The organism is Agathobaculum desmolans ATCC 43058 (genome assembly GCF_000701665.1).
Classification (GTDB): domain Bacteria; phylum Bacillota; class Clostridia; order Oscillospirales; family Butyricicoccaceae; genus Agathobaculum; species Agathobaculum desmolans.
Genome location: NZ_JNJN01000023.1, coordinates 1 through 19,066, shown reverse-complemented (window position 1 = coordinate 19,066; position 19,066 = coordinate 1). Strand labels below are relative to the sequence as shown.

Annotated in this window: 22 protein-coding genes and 1 other annotated feature; of the genes, 7 read left to right on the top strand and 15 right to left on the bottom strand. The window is 54.1% G+C overall.

Translation table 11 applies throughout. From position 1 onward, the window contains the following. Positions 1 to 50: 50 nt before the first annotated feature. Entirely contained in the window at positions 51 to 476 is a 426-nt protein-coding gene (locus T363_RS0107350) for a hypothetical protein (RefSeq protein ID WP_031474680.1), read from the top strand. Between the two features lie 24 nt (positions 477 to 500). Here T363_RS0107350 and T363_RS0107345 read toward each other — a convergent pair whose 3' ends face one another. The 4 genes from T363_RS0107345 to T363_RS0107330 are packed head-to-tail and all read right to left on the bottom strand — an operon-like array spanning position 501 to position 3,555. Continuing rightward, positions 501 to 1,856: an AI-2E family transporter gene (locus tag T363_RS0107345; protein WP_051643161.1), complete on the bottom strand. Its 1,356-nt coding sequence runs from the start codon at positions 1,854 to 1,856 to the stop codon at positions 501 to 503. Positions 1,857 to 1,895: 39 nt separating this feature from the next. Beyond that, positions 1,896 to 2,201 (bottom strand): hypothetical protein, encoded by a 306-nt coding sequence (locus T363_RS0107340; protein ID WP_031474676.1) that lies wholly within the window; start codon positions 2,199 to 2,201, stop codon positions 1,896 to 1,898. Next, the gene (locus T363_RS0107335; protein WP_051643160.1) at positions 2,198 to 2,857 is read right to left on the bottom strand and encodes a 3'-5' exonuclease; all 660 of its coding nucleotides are present in this window, start codon (positions 2,855 to 2,857) and stop codon (positions 2,198 to 2,200) included. Before T363_RS0107335 ends, T363_RS0107340 begins: the two co-directional genes overlap by 4 nt. Continuing rightward, positions 2,854 to 3,555, bottom strand: coding sequence for a DUF2461 domain-containing protein (locus T363_RS0107330; RefSeq protein WP_051643159.1), 702 nt, complete (start codon positions 3,553 to 3,555; stop codon positions 2,854 to 2,856). Before T363_RS0107330 ends, T363_RS0107335 begins: the two co-directional genes overlap by 4 nt. A 244-nt stretch (positions 3,556 to 3,799) precedes the next feature. Between T363_RS0107330 and T363_RS0107325 the strand changes: the two genes are divergently transcribed. Together T363_RS0107325 and T363_RS0107320 are read left to right on the top strand one after the other, a co-directional pair. After that, positions 3,800 to 4,291, top strand: coding sequence for an Lrp/AsnC family transcriptional regulator (locus tag T363_RS0107325; protein ID WP_034971954.1), 492 nt, complete (start codon positions 3,800 to 3,802; stop codon positions 4,289 to 4,291). Next, entirely contained in the window at positions 4,285 to 5,454 is a 1,170-nt protein-coding gene (locus T363_RS0107320; protein WP_031474668.1) for a pyridoxal phosphate-dependent aminotransferase, read from the top strand. Before T363_RS0107325 ends, T363_RS0107320 begins: the two co-directional genes overlap by 7 nt. A 113-nt stretch (positions 5,455 to 5,567) precedes the next feature. On the opposite strand, the gene pyrE is transcribed toward T363_RS0107320, so the two are convergent. The 11 genes from pyrE to ilvB form a co-directional block, all read right to left on the bottom strand. Next, complete coding sequence (gene pyrE, locus T363_RS0107315; protein ID WP_031474666.1) at positions 5,568 to 6,230, bottom strand: orotate phosphoribosyltransferase; 663 nt, start codon at positions 6,228 to 6,230, stop codon at positions 5,568 to 5,570. Positions 6,231 to 6,311: 81 nt separating this feature from the next. Continuing rightward, the gene (locus tag T363_RS16255) at positions 6,312 to 6,542 is read right to left on the bottom strand and encodes a hypothetical protein (RefSeq protein ID WP_161645952.1); all 231 of its coding nucleotides are present in this window, start codon (positions 6,540 to 6,542) and stop codon (positions 6,312 to 6,314) included. Between the two features lie 11 nt (positions 6,543 to 6,553). Continuing rightward, the gene (locus T363_RS15110; protein ID WP_154658766.1) at positions 6,554 to 8,284 is read right to left on the bottom strand and encodes an ATP-binding protein; all 1,731 of its coding nucleotides are present in this window, start codon (positions 8,282 to 8,284) and stop codon (positions 6,554 to 6,556) included. 215 nt (positions 8,285 to 8,499) lie between these two features. After that, a complete protein-coding gene (locus T363_RS16715; protein ID WP_078096955.1) occupies positions 8,500 to 9,234 on the bottom strand; it encodes a PAS domain-containing protein in 735 nt (244 codons plus the stop codon). After that, positions 9,131 to 9,652 (bottom strand): hypothetical protein, encoded by a 522-nt coding sequence (locus tag T363_RS16025; protein WP_051643156.1) that lies wholly within the window; start codon positions 9,650 to 9,652, stop codon positions 9,131 to 9,133. The genes T363_RS16715 and T363_RS16025 overlap by 104 nt, the downstream gene beginning before the upstream one ends. A gap of 131 nt (positions 9,653 to 9,783) precedes the next feature. Continuing rightward, complete coding sequence (locus T363_RS0107305) at positions 9,784 to 10,239, bottom strand: response regulator (RefSeq protein ID WP_031474664.1); 456 nt, start codon at positions 10,237 to 10,239, stop codon at positions 9,784 to 9,786. Positions 10,240 to 10,253: 14 nt separating this feature from the next. Then, positions 10,254 to 10,622, bottom strand: a complete 369-nt coding sequence (locus tag T363_RS0107300; RefSeq protein ID WP_051643155.1) for an Hpt domain-containing protein — start codon at positions 10,620 to 10,622, stop codon at positions 10,254 to 10,256. Positions 10,623 to 11,301: 679 nt separating this feature from the next. Next, positions 11,302 to 12,963 carry a dihydroxy-acid dehydratase gene (ilvD, locus tag T363_RS0107290; RefSeq protein WP_031474660.1) on the bottom strand — a complete coding sequence of 554 codons (1,662 nt, stop codon included), beginning with the start codon at positions 12,961 to 12,963 and terminating at the stop codon, positions 11,302 to 11,304. Between the two features lie 278 nt (positions 12,964 to 13,241). Then, positions 13,242 to 14,237 carry a ketol-acid reductoisomerase gene (gene ilvC / locus T363_RS0107285; protein ID WP_031474658.1) on the bottom strand — a complete coding sequence of 332 codons (996 nt, stop codon included), beginning with the start codon at positions 14,235 to 14,237 and terminating at the stop codon, positions 13,242 to 13,244. Between the two features lie 59 nt (positions 14,238 to 14,296). Then, positions 14,297 to 14,773, bottom strand: coding sequence for an acetolactate synthase small subunit (ilvN, locus tag T363_RS0107280; RefSeq protein WP_031474656.1), 477 nt, complete (start codon positions 14,771 to 14,773; stop codon positions 14,297 to 14,299). 14 nt (positions 14,774 to 14,787) lie between these two features. Next, the gene (ilvB, locus tag T363_RS0107275; RefSeq protein ID WP_031474655.1) at positions 14,788 to 16,452 is read right to left on the bottom strand and encodes a biosynthetic-type acetolactate synthase large subunit; all 1,665 of its coding nucleotides are present in this window, start codon (positions 16,450 to 16,452) and stop codon (positions 14,788 to 14,790) included. Positions 16,453 to 16,537: 85 nt separating this feature from the next. After that, positions 16,538 to 16,783: a binding site (T-box leader), on the bottom strand. A 151-nt stretch (positions 16,784 to 16,934) separates the two neighbouring features. Here ilvB and T363_RS0107270 point away from each other — a divergent pair. The 4 genes from T363_RS0107270 to T363_RS0107255 form a co-directional block, all read left to right on the top strand. Next, a complete protein-coding gene (locus T363_RS0107270; RefSeq protein WP_031474653.1) occupies positions 16,935 to 17,612 on the top strand; it encodes a DUF421 domain-containing protein in 678 nt (225 codons plus the stop codon). Next, the gene (locus T363_RS0107265; protein WP_031474651.1) at positions 17,609 to 17,947 is read left to right on the top strand and encodes a DUF4363 family protein; all 339 of its coding nucleotides are present in this window, start codon (positions 17,609 to 17,611) and stop codon (positions 17,945 to 17,947) included. Before T363_RS0107270 ends, T363_RS0107265 begins: the two co-directional genes overlap by 4 nt. A gap of 117 nt (positions 17,948 to 18,064) precedes the next feature. Further along, positions 18,065 to 18,697: a flavin reductase gene (locus T363_RS0107260; RefSeq protein WP_031474649.1), complete on the top strand. Its 633-nt coding sequence runs from the start codon at positions 18,065 to 18,067 to the stop codon at positions 18,695 to 18,697. Between the two features lie 103 nt (positions 18,698 to 18,800). Further along, positions 18,801 to 19,066: helix-turn-helix domain-containing protein (locus T363_RS0107255; protein ID WP_031474647.1), on the top strand; the 266-nt coding region annotated here is incomplete at its 3' end.

Below are 19,066 nucleotides of genomic sequence, written 5' to 3'. Positions count from 1 at the left end.
GGTCCTTGTTTAATATGGATCCCCCTTCCACGGGAAAGGAGTGTACCGATATGAACAAACGGAAGCTGCTCACGATCCTGCTGTGCGCTGCCCTCCTGTGCAGCGGCGCGGCAGCGTATTTTTACACGCCCTATCCGGTCGCTCCGCAGCCGGAGCTGCTGCATATCTCCATGATCCGGCGTACGGAACAGGATGCTGAAAACACCCTGACATACGAAAATATCACTGACAGAATCGACCCCGATACGCTGATCCGGCAGCTTACATCCTGCAAAGCCACCCGCCTGCCGGTTTATCAGAGCAGCTACACGTTAGGCGATATGCTATACGAGATTGATGTGCTCTATGATGAGCAGCCGCTGCATTTTGTGCTCGGAAAGGACTATCTGGTATGCGAGTACCATCGCCTGCAAAACGCGCAGGACTTGATCAATGTGCTCGATGCCATGACAGCCGCCCCGACCGCGAACCCATAGACATAAAAAGGACTGACCCGCGGGTCAGTCCTTTTTCTTTTCCTCCTGCTGCGCGGCACGCGCCTTTTCCGCCGCGCGCCGACGCTCTTTGGCTGAAACCGGAGGCGCTTCCTCACGCACCTCAACAAAGTGATGCGTTTCCGGATCGATCCGGCTCTTGCCGCGGTAGTCGTTCGTATCCTGCGACAAACCGCGTTTTTCCAGCAGATAATTGATCCCCTCTGTCACCATGCTGTACAGTACCGCAAACAACGGCACACCCACCGCCATGCCGGCAAAACCAAACACACCGCCGAACAGCAAAATCGCAAACATGACCCAAAAGCTGGACAAGCCGGTCGAATTGCCCAAAATCTTAGGGCCGAGGATATTGCCGTCAAACTGCTGCAGCGCCAGAATGAAGATCACAAAATACAATGCCTGCACCGGGCTGATCACCATGATCAGGATCGTGCTCGGTATCGCACCGATAAACGGCCCGAAAAACGGTATGATATTGGTCACACCGATGATAACAGAGATCAGCAGCGCAAAGGACTGATCCATCGTCATCAAACCAAAGCCGATCATCATCCGCAGCCCTACAAAGCAGATCACGCCGATGATGAGCGAATCGATCAGCTTACCGGTGATAAAGCCGCCGAATACCCGATGAATATAATTGACCCGGCTCATAATGCGGTTGGCGCGCCGAACCGAAAACAGGCTGTAAGTCAGCTTTTTCGCCTGCGCGCAAAACGTATCCTTGCTGTTCAGGATATACAGCGCAATAATTACACCAATCAGCAGATCCATCAGCACGGAAACCGTGGTCACCACGCCGGTCATCAGGGCGACCAACTGCGGCAGCGCAATATTCTGCACCCAGTCGATAACCTGCCGCGAAAACTGGTCATAAATCTGCATAAAGTTGCGCTCAATGACCGGATTATCCTTGAGCAGGGCAGCTACCCAACCCGATATTTCATCCAGATAGCTGTCCATGGATTCAAGCAGAGAGAATATGCTGACAACCAGCTGCGGCAGCACCATCCACAACAAAATGCCAACCACTGCAATACCGATCAGCAGGGTCAGGATGCTGCTCAAGCCCTTAGCAATACGGGTACCGTTTTTCATCCGCTGCGACAGCCGCGGCTGCAGCCGCCGGTACAAGCCGTTGAAAACAGGCATCAGCAAATACGCCATCACAAAGCCGTAAATAAAGGGGCTGAGTATGCGCAGAAGCTTTTTGAAAACCTTCCATATTCCGGGCAGCCATTGCAGCAAAAACACCACAATAACGCTCAGTACGATCACACAAAACGCGGTCAGACCCCATTGAAAATAATGGGGCCGATCGCGGAATTTTATTTTATTCTGCTGGTCCGGATCCTGCACAAAGACACTCCTCTCGCTGGTTAACTGTCTGCCGGGGGCTTATTCCTCATCGTCATCAAAGAATACGCGCCAGAACAGATACAGCCAGCTTGCCGTGAAAGCTACAAACAGTATGCCGCGGAATTTTTTGAAAAACCGCGAAAAGCATGCGCCCAGCCATACGCCCAGCGACAGCAGACACACCTTCAAAACGGCAAAATCAAACAGGGAAAAGGTCTGCGCCTTGGTTACCGAATAATCGGCCCAGCGGCTCGCCTGACTGCGTGCACCATCTGCATAGCGCAGCATCTGTTCTGCACGGGCGCGCAGTGCCTCACGGTCGATGTTTTCCAGATAATTTTTCATGATATGCTCTCTCCTTTTTGATTGATCAGAAGGGATGAACGGGCGGACTTCCCGCCCCGGTTTTCCTTTGCAATACTGCACGGCACCATGCCCATGCACGACATGCGGCCAAGCTGCATCCCGATCCGCACTGCAAGCGCATCCGCATCGCGGCATCCGGTTTCACGCAGCGCCGCCTGCAGGATCAGTCCCGCCGCGCGGGCATCCGATCCGGCCTCGTGGTGATCGAGCGGGATCCCCAGTGCTGCGGATACGGTGTCCAGTTTATGATTCTCCAGTTTCGGCCAAACCCGCCGCGCCACCTTAACCGTGCAGACAAAGCGGCAGGACGGCACCGGCAGATGATAGTGCGCCAGACAGGCGTTCAGTACGCCGGTATCAAACATCGCGTTATGACAGACCAGCACACTGCCCTCAGCCTGATCCGCCACCGTGCGCCAAACGGCATCAAACGCCGGTGCATCCGCCACCATGCTTTCCTTAATATGATTGACCCGGACATTTCCCCAATGGAACTTGCCCGCTCCTGCCGGCGGCTTGATCAGCGAAACCTGCTCGTGCACCAGTACATCATCCTCGAAAACACTGATGCCAAGCGCACATGCGCTGAGTGGCGAAGCATTCCCGGTCTCAAAATCCAATGCAAGATATCTCATGACAATGCCTCCCGCGCAGCGGCTGCCGCGCGCTCCTTTGCCGCCAGCAGCAGCCGGTAAAACGGCGCAAGCTGCTGCATCGTGCGCACCATTTCCGGAACGAATGAACCATCCAGCAGCGGGGCAAAATCCTCGGTTTCCCGAAAATCCGCGCCGATCTCCTTGCGGTTAAGCCAGCTTTGATACGCCGGATTCGCATCCGGATATTTGGGACGCTTATACAGCTCGCCGTCGATCTGCACTTGCGGGCAGGCATTGACCGCACGGTAGGCTTCGAGGAACAGGCGATCCTCCCGCAGGATCATTTCACGGAGCGCCTGCATTTCGCCCGTGCCCCACGCGCCCCAGCAGCCGTAACGCCAAAAGGCGGGATGCACTTCAAAATAATAGCACGGAACCGACTCGCGCTCCCGCCGCGGCCGGCGGAAAAACAGCCACAGATTGGCGCGGTACAGGGTTTTGTCCTTGGTATAGCGGGTATCCCGCCGCACACGCGATACCATGCGCGCGGGGGTAACGACAAACTGCGGATCGATCTCCAACATTGCCGGCGTGATCTCCTCGATCAGATCATAAAACGGCTGAATCGCCAGACGCTTGATTTCATCCTTATGGGCATCATAAAATTCCTTGCTGTTTTGCAGGCGGTTGAGCTGCAGCAGGTCGATCCCCGCCGCAGAAAAGCCTGTGAATGCCATGAAAACGGGCACCACCTTTCTGCTTATCATTGTACCGCGTTTTGCTGTTTCGCGCAACAGGATTTTGCCGTTTCCCGCAGTACCTACGCAAAATGTTGGGGTGCCGGTCCGTCCATCTCTGCACACAGCCGACCGCGCTGCCGCATGGGAAGGCACCGATTCCCCTACATTCGGCTGTGGACAAACCGCCCGCCTAAGGTGTATAATAAACCTGATTTCATTTATCAAACAGGAGGCCGTTATGATGGAACATCCCGAGAAATTGCTCGACCTGCTCAGCCAGGACGCTCGCCTGACCCACGCACAGCTTGCCGCCATGACCGGCGCCAGCGAACAGGAAGTGTCCGAGGCCATCCGCGCCTTTGAACGCAACTCCACGATTCTCGGCTATAAAACCGTAATCGACTGGGATAAAACTGCCAAGGAAAGCGTTACCGCGCTGATCGAAGTCAAGATCACCCCTCAGAAAGGCATGGGCTTTGATGAGATCGCCCGCCAGATCTACTCCCACCATCAGGTGGAAAGCGTTTATCTAATGAGCGGCGGCTTTGACCTGACCGTTATCATTAAAGATCGCTCGATGCGCGAAGTCGCCCGTTTTGTATCCGAACAGCTTGCCCCGATGGAGAACGTACTCTCCACCGGCACGCATTTTATCTTGAAAAAATACAAGGATTACGGCGTGGAATTCGACCCCTCAGATAACGATAAAAGAGAGGTCACGATCGCATGGTAGATTACGAACACCTTCTTTCCGACCGTGTGCAAAGCGTCAAACCTTCGGGGATCCGAAAGTTTTTTGACGTGGTTGCCACGATGCCGGAGGCAATCTCGCTCGGCGTCGGCGAGCCGGATTTTGATACCCCATGGCAGATCCGCCGCGCGGGCATCCGCTCACTGGAAAAGGGACAAACCTTTTATACTTCCAACTGGGGTCTTGCCGAACTGCGCAGCCAGATCGCTGCGCTGACCCGCCGCAAGTACCAACTGTGCTACGATGCGGACAAAGAGATCCTCGTCACTGTCGGCGGCTCCGAAGCGATCGACAACGCCATCCGTGCGCTGGTCAATCCCGGTGACGAAGTTCTGATCCCCGAGCCGAGCTTTGTCTGCTACACCCCGCTGACGCAGATGGCAGGCGGCATACCGGTTCCGCTGCCCACCCGGGTAGAGGATGAATTCAAGCTCACGCCCGACTGCCTGCGCGCCGCTATTACGCCGCGCACCAAGCTGCTGATCCTGCCCTACCCCAACAACCCCACCGGCGCGATCATGACGCGCGAGGAGCTGGAAGCCATCGCCGCCGTGATCCGTGAGACCAACATCGCCATTCTGTCCGATGAGATCTACTGCAGCCTGACCTACGGCAGTGCGCCGCATGTCTGCTTCGCAGAACTGCCCGGCATGAAGGAGCGTACCATTGTGGTGGATGGCTTTTCCAAATCCTATGCGATGACCGGTTGGCGTTTGGGCTGGGCCATGGGTCCCCGCGAGCTGATGCGCCACGTGTGCAAGATCCACCAATTCGGCATCATGTCAGCTCCGACCACCGCACAGTTCGCCGGCATCGAAGCCATCCGCACCGGCGAAGATGACATCGAGCGCATGCGCTCTCAGTACGACATCCGCCGCCGCTACCTGCTTGGCGAGCTGCGCGATATGGGGCTGGACTGTTTTGAGCCAAAGGGCGCCTTTTACATGTTCCCCTCCATTACTTCAACCGGGCTGTCCTCCGAAGAATTCTGCGAACGGCTGCTGCGCGAGCAGCAGGTCGCAGTGGTTCCCGGCAACGCATTCGGTCAAAGCGGCGAGGGACACGTGCGGATCTCTTATTCCTATTCCATGAACCATCTGCGGGAGGCCTGCTTCCGCATGCGCAAGTTTCTGCAAACGCTGTAACAAAAAACGCTCTGCTTACCGCAGAGCGTTTTTATCATACTTCTTTACGCCATCGTGCATGCCGCAGCTTTGCGCCGTCATCTTGATCGAATCGATGCATTCCGACCCGGTTCTTAAAATACGCAATACTGCGCCATATAAGCATCCATCAGCGGCAGCAGATGCGCATATTCTTCCTTATCCGCCAGATATTCGCGGATATCCTGCACGGTAACCAGCGCATGCACCTTGATACCGAACGCTTCACCGACCTCCATCACCGCAGTCTTGCCCGGGGTCTGTCCAACCTCACAACGGTTAACCGAAATGAACATATCAGTCACCTTTACATTCGCGCAGGACTGCAGCACCGGCATGGTTTCGCGGATTGCCGTGCCTGCGGTGATCACATCCTCAATGATGATCACACGGTCACCGTCTACCGGCTTGTAGCCGACAATGCTGCCGCCCTCGCCGTGATCCTTCGCTTCCTTACGGTTGAAGAAAAATGGCTTGTCGATGCCGTAATTACGGGCAAGTGCGCCGGACACCGAGGTTGCCAGCGGGATGCCTTTATAGGCCGGGCCGAACATCGCATCAAACGCATCCCCGATGGTCTCTTTAACAAGCGCCGCATAAAACTCGCCCAGACGGGAATTCTGCAATCCGGTCTTGTAATTGCCGGTGTTGACAAAATACGGGGTCTTGCGTCCGGATTTAGTCGTAAAATCACCAAAACGCAATACATCTGCGCTCATCATAAATTCGATAAATTCCTTTTTCGCAGCTGAAAGCATGATCGTTCCACCTTTTTTTCATTTATTATCAGTATAGCAGACTTTATCCCAAGGCACAAGCACGAAAAGCAGCCCTCCCGCTTAAAAAATATTCTGTAACAAATCCTTTTCGTTTGAAGCTGTCATCCAGCCTGCTGGCGAAAGGTTCCGGAGGGGCATAGCATGCAAGAAAACCATCAGGCTTTTTTCTGCAGACTGCACAAAAGGAGATGGACATCCATCTCCTTTTGCTGTTCTTATTCTGATGGTAATACAGCGCTGCAATTTACGATTTGCTGCTCCACAGCAGTTATACAAACGCAACAAACGCATGATTTTCGCTCTTAATCCTGAGGCGGATCGGTTTTCTTCTTCAAATATTTCGACACTGTACTATACAGCAGATCCATCTCCACTGGCTTCGAGATGTGAGCATTCATTCCAGCCTCCAAAGCGTTACGCACATCCTGCGCAAATGCATTTGCCGTCATTGCAAAAATGGGGATAGATGCAGCGTCCGGATGCGCAAGCTTTCGGATTTCTCTTGTTGCTTCATAACCATTCATCACCGGCATCTGTATATCCATGAAAATTGCATCATATGTTTCCGGCTCAGACTGATTGAACTCGTTAACCGCCTGAAGTCCGTTACACACAAGCGTAAATGTGGCGCCCCACATCTGCAGCAGCTCTCCCAGTATTTCAGAATTGATCTCATTATCCTCTACCAGCAGAAAATGATAGCCGGACAAATCACCAGATTCCACCTCAACATGTACATTCCGGGGCTGCTGCTCCTGTTCAAGGAGCGCGTCAAATTCAAGCTCGACCTCAAACTTGGTTCCCTGTTCCTGTTTGCTTTCTACTTGGATCGTACCGCCCATCAAATCAACCAGTCCCTTGGTGATACTCAATCCCAAGCCGGTTCCCTCTACCTTGGATACCTTTTCACTCCGGTTGAATGGCTCAAACAGCCGGCTGAGTAATTTATCACTAATACCGATCCCTGTATCCTGAACGGTAAACCGGTAGCGTACACGTTCACCGTTCTCTGCGCCAAGTTCCTCAATACGGAAGGTGACCGTTCCGCCCTCCAGTGTGAATTTGAATGCGTTGCTCAGAAGATTGATTAAGATTTGCTTAATTCTCAGCGCATCACCGGTAAACCTGCTATGTCGGAACACGCCTGTCTCAATGTTGAAGCAAAGCCCCATACTTTCTGCCTGCGTGGTCATAATAGAAGATATGTTTCCGAGCAGTTCCTCAATGCGGATAGCCTGAAGGTTCAGATGTATTTTAGATTGCTCGATCTGGCTCATATCCAGAATGTCATTGATCAGGCTGAGCAAATGCTGGGAGGACACAGATATCTTGTACAAATAATCCTCCAGTTTGTCCGTGTTATCCAGATTCGCAAGCGCCAAGGTCGTCATACCGACGATCGCATTCATGGGGGTACGGATGTCGTGGCTCATGGAGGAGAGAAAATCGCTTTTCACTTTACTCGCGTTTTCAGCTTCGCGCAGTGCTCGTTCAAGTTCTTCCTTCGCCTTTCGCTCTGCGTTCAAAACATCTGTCACATCCGCCCGGATGATGCAGACCCGCCCGAGCCGCAGATCAATGGCTGAAATCGTCATTTTCTTGGTCCGGATCTCACCAGCGGCATTATGAAGAGAATAGATGAATGAATAACTGCCCTGCACCTTTAACCGTTCCAGCATCATGGTGGGATCAAGCATATTTTCTACATATCCGTCTTCTCCCCATCCCTTGACAAGTGTTTCTTTCACTACCTTCCGGATACGCTCAGAATAACACCCTGACATCTCTGGAATGTTGTCATCTCCGCCGCTTACGATCTCATACCGGCCGGCCAGAAGATCCACATCAGCCACCAAGTCGTACTTCGTAGAGGACAGCATTAAAAATATCTTATCTCGGATCGCCTTCTTTGTGATGTCTGTCACAGTCAGGATACCGGTGATATCCCCTGTATCCGGTGTTTCCACTAAGCGCACATTAAATTGGACATATTTCCCGGCGCGCTGCTTCGGGAGAGCAATGAAGCAGGGCATGACGACCTCCCTGTCACCGGCGGCATAAGCTCTCCGAGAGGGCTCATTGAGATATTTGGAATAAAATAACTCCCGCTCCGCAGGATCGGTGATCAGTGTTCCCAGTCCGGTGAAAAAGTTTTCACGTTCCGAGCCAAATATGGAAAGAAGATCGGAGTCTGTGTGGTCCACGATCTCAAGAATCTGATTTTTCGTGATGTTGCAGTGTCCAAGGATCAAGGCGTCCGGCCCAGCCAGCTGGTAGTGCTGATAGATCTGCTCCTGATACTGCTGGCGCAGCTGCTCCTTGACCTTTTTTCTGCGGTCACATCGTGATAATTGGCATAGACTCTTACACAGTCGCCGTCACCCTGAATGACGGATACCTTAGTCTTGACCCAGATATACTTCCCATCGCCCTTTTGCAGCCGATACTCAAGCTCATATTTCTCGCGCTTTTCGCTGATACAGCGCTCCAGATTCTCCTGAACGAACGCCTGATCGTCCGGATGCACGCCGGCAAGGGCGCTCCCCTGATACATAGCCCAAGCGTCCTCGGGAGACATATCCAGCATTTCTGAAAAGCCTTCTGAGAGATACTCCGGTTTGATGCTTCCATCTGCATCATGGCGTATCACAGCCATGCCGCCGGGAAGATATTTTACTGCGGTCTGAAAATACTGTTCAAGCCGCGTCTTCGCCTTTCGCGCTTCAAGCTCCTCCGTTATATCGCGTACGTATTTTATATACGCAGGGGTTCCATTCCAGTCTGTCTCCCGGGTTCTCGTCGCATAGGTTCGCCCGTGCAGCTCGTATATCGTTGTATCTTCCGGCTGAGCGGAGTCGCTGGAATGTAAAGAGCAAAACTCACATGGCGATGTTTTGCCGTGCAATACCGCATAGCATTTCCCGGATGGGAATGTTTTTTCCGTCTCCCCTTTGCGCTTTAGGCCGTTGGCATAAAAGATCATAGCTTTTCGAAGCAATCACGTAGATATCATCCGCCGTTTCGCCGGCAATATTTTGGAACAGCTGAATCTCCGGAGACAGCCCGAAGAACAGCACCAGAAAATCCTCTCCAGACGGCCACCCCGCCAGTTGACACCAGATCAGGTAACCGCTTCTTCCTTTCAGCCAAAAATATGCGCTCAGCTCTGTATGCTTTTCCCGTGCCGTGCGCAAGGCTTGTTCCACCTGCTCCCGGTCACACTCACAAACGATCTGCAAGGCGTCCCCATGGGTAAACGCTTCAAATTCCGACCGATCGCCGCAGGTCAGCTTTACAAGCGTATCAGAGCAATACCGAAACACAAATCTATCCGTAGACCTGTCATAGACGGCAAGGCCTCCGTGGAGTGCATCGATCCCTCTGTCTTGATTCTGATTCATAAACAATCCTTCCTGCCTCACTGTTTTCCCATCGGATGTGAAGCTTTTCAACGCGCATATCTCTGGATACAGAGTCAGGCGCATCGTCTTTTTATCGACCTGCTTACCGGGCAGTGAGCATCAAAGAATGCTCACGACAGAACCTCGTTGAATATCTGGTCGATCCGGCTGTGCAGCGTCTGCAAGGTTTTTTGCAGGTGCTGGTTCTCCGCCTTCAGATCCTGAATAAACAGCTGGCGCTTGATCTTCAGCCGCAGCAGCTCTGCATTCACGGGTTTCTGAAGAAAGTCTGACGCTCCGTTGGTAAAGCCCTCCAGTTCGATATCCACTCCCTCTAAGCTGGTCAGGAAGATCACAGATATATTGGACCAGTTTTGAGATTTTTTCAACACCTTGAGCAGATCCATGCCGCTGACGCCCGGCATCACCATATCCAACAGGATCAGATTCAGATCCGGCGAACGCTGAAGCTCGCCCAAGGCCTCCACCCCAGTATTGGCGCTGACCACCTCAAATTCCGGCTCCAGCAGAGCCTTAACGATGGCCACACTGGTCACATCGTCGTCTACGATCATGATTTTTTTCATCTGTGCTCCTTCTTTCAACCGGTTTGTTCCGCTAAGAACTGGGTGATACTCTGAGTGACCCTGCGGTACTCCTGAGTGAGTTGGCGTTGATAAGTTGTCAGCTCACCGGGGGGCACAGCGTTTCTGATCTGCTCCAGATATTCGGCAGACAGCTGGCGCAACGGCTCGATGCCCAGATTGGCAGTCAGCCCCTTCAGCGTGTGAACATGGCGTTCCAGCGCCTTCATGTCGCGAATGTCATAGGCCTGAGCCAAAGCACTGAAGGTCGGATCCTGTGGAAATTTTAAGATAAAGCGTCTCAAAATCGACTCCATTCCTCCCAATCTGGCCACAGTCGCCGGTGCATCTACCCCGATCTGCTCCAGCAGTTCATGAAATTCCATACAGTTCCCCTCGCTTTCTAACAATCAATCGAGCTGCGCGCTCTCCGCAGAGCATTTGCACCCAATTCCTGTTTACAGTTTATCTTTATTTAATTGTAACAGTATTTTTACAATCTGTATAGATAGAAAATCTCAAATTCCATAAAAATTACAGTATGTCCACAAGAAGAGAGACGGGTCTGTTCCGCCTAAAAAACAATCCGATCCTGTGCGGAAGGGCGCTCCGCAGGTTGGACTTAAAGTAGGGCATTGATATATTGGACAAAATATACCGGCCAAAAGAATATGGACATTTTTGTAAAATATAGAACTTCCTTGGCGTTTCAAAACAGGCTATGGCTAACGGCGAAATTAGTGTCTCCATCCTTTTCGGTAAATGAGGGGCAAACTGGTACATGGATTTGAAGAAGCCTGAAGTACGCAAGCTTGACAGAGATTTAACAAGCAAATAATACTTTATCGCATTTAGTATACCATACTTTTCAAATTCTATCAATGCATATTGTAGCCGATGGCGTTCATACCTGTCAGCCCCAAAAGCAAAGCAGCAAAAACGCCCTCATTCAGAGAACAGCGCATCCATTTTCTCCGCAACAAAAAGACCCCGAAACGCTGTTTCGGGGTCTTTTCATACGCTGTATTGCAAACACAGTTCGATTTACGCTGGCGCGCATACTTTTTACCGGAGCACCGCGCCCTGATCGGCCGAAGTGACCTGACGTGCGTAGCGTGCCAGCCAGCCGGTCTTGATGTTCGGCTCACGCGGCACAAAGGCGGCACGGCGCGCCTCCATCTCCTCATCGGAAATTTTAACGTTCACACTGCTTGCCGGAATGTCGATTGCGATGATATCACCCTCCTGCACCAACGCGATCTCACCGCCGGACGCTGCTTCGGGCGACACATGACCGATGGACGCACCACGGGACGCACCGGAAAAGCGGCCGTCCGTAATGAGGGCGCAGTCCTTATCCAGCTTCATACCGGCCAGCGCCGAGGTCGGATTGAGCATTTCACGCATACCCGGTCCGCCCTTCGGGCCTTCATAACGGATCACGACCACATCGCCCTTGTGGATCTCGCCGGCGTAGATAGCCTTAATCGCATCGTCCTCGGAATCGAACACACGCGCCGGGCCTTCGTGCACCATCATCTCAGGCGCCACCGCCGAACGCTTGACAACGCAGCCATTCTTTGCAATGTTGCCCCACAACACGGCGATGCCGCCGGTTTCGGAATACGGGCTTTCGAGCGGCCGCACGACCTCGGTATTCCGGTTGACCACGCCCGCAAGGTTTTCACCCACCGTTTTGCCCGTTGCCGTAATAAGCGACAGGTCAAGCAGGTCGCGTTTGGTCAATTCCTTCATGATGGCCGGAACGCCGCCTGCCATATACAGCTCCTCAATATGATGCGAACCGGCAGGCGCCAGATGGCAGATATTCGGCACCTTGGCGGAAAGCTCGTTGAGCGTCGCCAGATCCAGCGGCACGCCCGCCTCATTTGCCAGCGCCAGCAGATGCAGCACCGAGTTGGTGGAACAGCCGATCGCCATTTCACAGGTCAGCGCATTGCGGAACGCCGCCGGCGTCAGGATATCGCGCGGCTTGATGTCACGACGCAGCAGCTCCATGATCTGCATACCGGCGTGCTTGGCCAGATGGATGCGCGCCGCATGCACCGCCGGGATCGTGCCGTTGCCGGGCAGCGCCATGCCGATGGCCTCGGAGAGACAGTTCATCGAGTTGGCGGTGTACATACCCGAGCACGAGCCGCACCCCGGACAGGAACCGCATTCACACTCCATCAGCTTTTCATCATCGATCAGACCGGCCTTATATGCACCGACCGTTTCAAACGTCTTGGAGAGCGAGATCTCCTCCCCATCGTAGTGACCGGCCAGCATCGGGCCGCCGGATACCACGATGGACGGAATGTTAAGGCGTGCCGCTGCCATCAGCATGCCGGGCACGATCTTATCGCAGTTGGGAATAAGCACCAGCGCGTCAAACTGATGCGCCTGCGCCAGCGTTTCCACACTGTCCGCAATCAGCTCACGGCTGGGCAGCGAGTACTTCATGCCGATGTGTCCCATGGCGATGCCGTCGCACACGCCGATGGCCGGTACCAATACCGGCGTACCGCCCGCAACACGCACGCCCGCCTTGGCGGCATCCGCGATCTTATCCAGATTGATGTGCCCCGGAATGATCTCGCTGTAAGCGGAAACAACGCCGATGATCGGCTTTTTCATTTCCTCTTCCGTCAGACCGCAGGCACGCAGCAGCGAACGGTTGGGCATGCGCTCCGCACCGGCGGTGATATTATCACTTCTTTTCACGGGAAATTTCCTCCTTTTTGCGGAACAGGCGGGCGGAACCCCCGCCCGCCTGTGCGTTTGTTCATCGTCTGCACCTGCCGTCAAGCTGCGCCGCAGGCGCATTTTAATAGAAAAATCCAGCATACTGGATTTTTCATCAAAAGTGCGAGCTTTGCCCGTGCTTTTGATACAAGAGCGGAGAAAAGTTTCGCTTGTCGGAACTTTTCGCAGCCCCGGACGTGTCCGCGCCATGCGCGACACGTCCCCTCGTTTGAAACTGTACGTTTCAAACGAAGTTTTTATTTTTTCAGCCAGCTCATCATGCTGCGCAGCTTCTTACCGGTCTCCTCCAGCTGGGTATCTGCCTCGAGTGCGCGGGTGGCAAGGAACTTCGCACGGCCGCCCGCACGGTTCTCCTGAATCCACTCGGAAGCAAAGGTGCCGTCCTGGATTTCGCGCAGGATCTTCTTCATCTCCTTGCGGGTCTCCTCGGTAATGATGCGCTTGCCGGTGCGGTAATCGCCGTACTCTGCGGTATCCGAGATCGAATAGCGCATCTTGGCAAAGCCGCCCTCGTTGATCAGGTCAACGATCAGCTTCATCTCGTGTACGCACTCAAAGTATGCGTTCTCCGGCGCATAGCCTGCCTCGACCAGCGTCTCAAAACCGGCCTTCATCAGTTCGCAAACACCGCCGCACAGAACAGCCTGCTCGCCGAACAGGTCGGTCTCGGTCTCGGTTTTGAAGGTGGACTCAAGGATACCCGCACGGCCGCCGCCGATACCGCAGGCATATGCCAGCGCAATGTCCATTGCCTTACCGGAAGCGTCCTGCTCCACGCAAACCAGATCGGGAACGCCTGCGCCCTCTACGAACTGGGAGCGAACCGTGTGACCCGGGCCCTTCGGCGCGATCATGATAACGTCCACATCCGCAGGAGGAACGATCTGCTTGAAATGGATATTGAAGCCGTGTGCAAACGCCAATACATTGCCGGGCTTGAGGTTGGGCGCTACAACTTCCTTGTAGATATCCGCCTGCTTTTCATCCGGTACCAGCATCATTACGATATCACCGGCTGCAGCAGCCTCCGCCGGGGTCATAACCTCAAGACCGTAAGCCTTGGCCTTGGCCTCGTGCTTGGAGCCGGGGCGCAGACCAACCACAACATGCACACCCGAATCCTTCAGGTTCATCGCGTGCGCGTGACCCTGCGACCCGAAGCCGAGGATCGCAACGGTTTTGCCGTCCAGCAGGGACAGATTGCAGTCCGAATCATAATACATCTTTACCATTTTCATTACCTCCTGAAAGTATATAAAGTGGAATAGGTAAACATATCAATCGCCGAAAATCACTTCTCGATCGCGGTCACGCCCGAGCGGCTCATTTCCAGCACTTCAAAGTTGGAGATCACATCGAGAAACGCATCAATGCGGCTGGGTACAGCGGAAAGCTCTGCAATCAGAGAATTTTCTGCCGATTCCACGATACGCGCATCGTACAGGCTGCAAAGCTGCCGGATATCATCGCGCATGCCGCCGTCTTCCGCACGCAGCTTAACAAATACCAGCTCGCTGCAGCAGGATTCCTCCTCCAGCAGATGATCCACCCGCATAACCTCTTCCAGCTTCAGCAGCTGCTTGATGATCTGCTCGAGGATCGCCTGATCGCCCTGCACAATGATCGACATCCGGGAGACCCGGGGATCGGTAGTAGCCGAAACCGTCAACGAGTCAATGTTATAGCCGCGTCGGCCGAACAGGCTGGATACACGAGCCAAAACGCCCGCATTATTCTGCACGGTAACAGAAAGGATATATTTTTCCATCTTGCATCCTCCTTTCAGTCCGCCACGATGTCATCGACCGTGCCGCCCGCCGGGATCATAGGCAGTACGCGCTCATCCTTGTCGATCACGCAGTCGATCACCACCGGGCCGGTGCGCTGCAGCGCATCTGCCAGCGCAGCGCGCAGCTCCGCGATGTTGGTCACGCGGAAGCCGCGTCCGCCGAATGCCTCTGCCAGCTTAACATAGTCGGTCTTGCGGCCGGGATCGGTCGAGGAGTAACGCTTTTCATAAAACATGGTCTGCCACTGGCGCACCATACCGAGCACCCGGTTATTCATCACCAGCGTGATGACCGGCAGCCCGTAGGACACCGTTGTGACCAGTTCATTCAGGTTCATATGGAACGAGCCGTCTCCCGTGATATGGATCACGGTTTTATCCGGGCAGGCCACCTGTGCGCCGATTGCCGCGCCATAGCCAAAGCCCATTGTACCCAGACCGCCCGAAGTGATAAACTGATGGATTCTGCGGCGGCCGCCGTACTGCGCCGCCCACAGCTGATGCTGTCCCACATCGGTTGCAAAAATCGCATCGCTGCCCGCCATCTCGGAGGCCACCTCAATCACCTGATGCGGCTTCAGGACGGAATCGTCATCCTTGGGCACATAGTCCAGCTTGCGCCGCCATTCTGCGATCTGCTCACGCCATGCAGTATGCTGGGCGGGCTGCACGTAAGGCAGCAGCGCCTGCAAAAACTGATCGGCATCACTGACAACCGCATACTCTACGCCGATGTTCTTATTGATCTCGGCATCATCAATATCGATATGGACGATCTTGGCCTTGGGGGCGAACCGCCGCGGATTGGTCGCCACACGGTCGGAAAAGCGTGCGCCGATGCAAATCAGCAGATCGCTCCGCTCCACCGCCCATGCCGCGGATACCGTGCCGTGCATACCGACCAGCCCCAGACTGAGCGGCTCGGTATCCGGAATGCAGCCAATGGCCATCATGGTATGCGCTGACGGAATATCCGCTTTTTTCATCAGCTCCAGCAGCGCCGCACCGGCATCTGCGGTTTCCACACCGCCGCCGTAGTAGATCATCGGGCGCTCGGCCTGCTCGATCATACCGGCTACCGTTCGAAGCTGCTCCTCGGTCGCCATGCACACCTTGCACAGCTCGACCTTATGCCCGGGTACAAATTCACACTCGGCACTGGTGATATCCTTGGGAATATCGATCAGCACCGGCCCCGGCCGGCCGGAGGACGCGATGCGGAACGCTTCGCGGACGATATCCGCCAGCTCCTCCACATGGCGCACGACAAAATTGTGCTTGGTGATCGGCATGGTGATACCGGCGATGTAAACCTCCTGAAAGGAATCGCGCCCGATCAGGCTGGTACCGACGTTGCCGGTGATGGCAACCATCGGGATAGAATCCATGTACGCAGTCGCAATGCCCGTCACCAGATTGGTCGCACCCGGCCCGCTTGTAGCCAGGCATACGCCAACCCGCCCTGTCGCGCGGGCATAGCCATCCGCCGCGTGGGCGGCGCCCTGCTCATGTGCTGTTAAAATATGATGAATGCGGTCGCTGTTTTTGTAAAGGGCATCATAGATATTGAGGACTGCGCCGCCCGGATAGCCGAAAATCGTATCGACACCCTGCTCTACCAGTGTTTCCACCAAAATCTCAGAACCGTTCTTTACCATGCGAATCCGCCTCCTTTCCCTGTTTGCTGTATTGTAAAACCGCAGTCCGTCCGCCCCCGGCGAATAAAAAAAGCCCTTGCCTCTTCAAAGAGACAAAGACTATCACTCTGCGGTACCACTCTTTTTGCCGTGCGTCACAAGCCGTTCACGACCACTCACCTGATCCTGTAACGCAGATCACGCGAAACGCCTTACACAGGACCCTATTTCATCCCTTTTCAGACGTTCGGCTCGCGGGAGACTTTCGCCGCTTCCTTCCTCCACCGTCTCACACCGCCCGACGGCTCTCTCTTCGGATTCCAGACGCTACTTTTCCGGTCATCACCTGTTGTTGTATTTCAAAATGTAATCATATTATAAAACCACGGATAGCGAATGTCAACACATTTTTTCGCATATTAGTTTGTTAAATTCCTGTCCAAGCATAAAGCGGCGTTTTCCCGCCATACTATACGCAGAATGATAGGAAAGAAGGCGAAAATATGGCTGTTCCCCTATTGCGCACGTTGATTTTATATTTTGCCGTTACAATTGCCGTGCGCCTGATGGGAAAGCGGCAGCTCGGCGAACTCGACCCCTCCGAGCTGGTTGTGACCATTCTTGTATCCGATCTGGCCTCGGTTCCCATGCAGGAGCTGGGCATCCCCATGGCGGCCGGGCTGGTGCCGATTGCGGCGCTTATCGTGCTGGAGATCCTGCTGAGCTGGATCGCACTTAAAAGCCGCCGGTTCCGCCGCCTTCTCAACGGCCAGCCGGCCATCATCATCCGCAGCGGGCAGCTTGATATCCCCAAGCTCCGCCAGATGCGTCTAACCACAGACGAGATCATCGAAACGCTGCGCAAGCAGAATATTGCTTCGGTGGCCGATGTGAAATACGGCGTCATCGAGCCGGATGGTACGCTGAGCGTAATCCTGAAACCGCAGCAGCAGCCGGTTACCGCCGAAATGCTCTCCCTGCAGCCCAAAGATACAGGTCTGCCGCTCGTTGTCGTGTCAGACGGACGGCTTGTTCCCCGCTCGCTGGAGCTGCTGCATCTGGCTCCCCGGGAGATCGAAAACCGGCTGCGCAACCGCAGCATTCCTTTGTCTGATGTGTTCCTGATGACACTGGATGACTGCGGCAACTGTTTTATACAGCGAAAGGAGGACGGTAAATGAAGCGCCTGATCATCGCCCTGCTGCTGTGCGGCGCACTGACCGGCGGCAGCGTATGGAGCTGCCGCGCTGTCGATACCGCGGTTGCACAAATCACCACGCAAATCGAAGCCGGTGATCTGCACGCTGCGCAGGCGGAATGGCAGCGGGCGCAGCCGCTCCTCGGCGGGCTGCTGCAGCACACCGCACTTGAGCCGATCGACCGCCTGTTTGCCCGCATCACCGCCGCGCAGCGGCACGGCGCGGACGAAGCCCGCATCACCGACCGTGCAGAGCTGCTCGCCCAGCTGCGCAGTCTGCCGGATATGCTGCGCCCCACGTTAAAGAACCTGCTTTGATCCACAAAACTGCCTGTCTTTTTTGTGAAATCTGCCGTAGCGTACTCCCCTTTCATGTGGTATAGTGATAGTGTATACCAAGTCATTCTACGATCCACCCACTGGAAAGGATACCCTATGAATAATGCTGCTTATAAAAAACTCGATTACAGCATGGCGCTTGTCTCCACTTCGGATGGCGGCAAAAACTTCGGCTGCATCATCAACTCCCTGCATCAGGTCACGTCCTCGCGGCCGCCCAAATTTACGTTATCCCTTAATAACGATTCCGCCACCTGTGCAGCATTCAAAAAAACCAGGGTAGCTGCGGTTACGCTGCTGGCTTCGGATGCCGAGGAACGGATCGTCAATGAATTCGGCTATAAATCCGGGCGCACCATTGATAAATTCGCTGCATTCCCCTTTGAAACCGATACCAACACCTGTCCCTTCCTGCGGAAAGGCATGCTGTCCCGCCTGAGTCTGCGCATCACAGAAACCGTCGCCATCGGCTCCTACACGCTGTTTATCTGCGATCTGCTGGACGCTGAACTGTTTCAGGACGGCGACTGCCTGACTGTAAAAGCCTTCGAAGACCGCGGCAAGGCCGTGCCGCCTGCCGCACCGGTTTACCGCGAGCTCTCCGCCGATGCCGGCTGGAAGTGCACAGTATGCGGCTATGTCCGTCTGGATGAGGACATCCCGGACGACTATATCTGCCCGATCTGCCGCGCGCCGCGCAGCAAATTCGTAAAGCGCAGTGAGGCATAAAACCAATCGAATACGCTTTCAACAAATCGAAGCAGGAGTATTGATATGATCCTCCTAAAGTAGACCATGGAAAAAACCAAAATCTACTTTAGGAGGATTTTTTATGGGCAAAATAAAATTCACTCCAGAGAAGAAAATAGAAATCATAGAAGCGTATAAGTCGGGTAAGGTTGCCTATTCTCAATTACAAGATGTTTATGGAATGAATCGTGACGAGATATATAGATGGATATCCAAGTACGAAGCGAACGGTATTGAAGCCTTTGTAAGTGGAAACAGAAGGTATTCCAAGGAATTTAAGATTCATTGCATTGAAGAGTATCTTAGCGGAATTGGCAGTGTGGATGATATCGTAGCCAAATACAATAT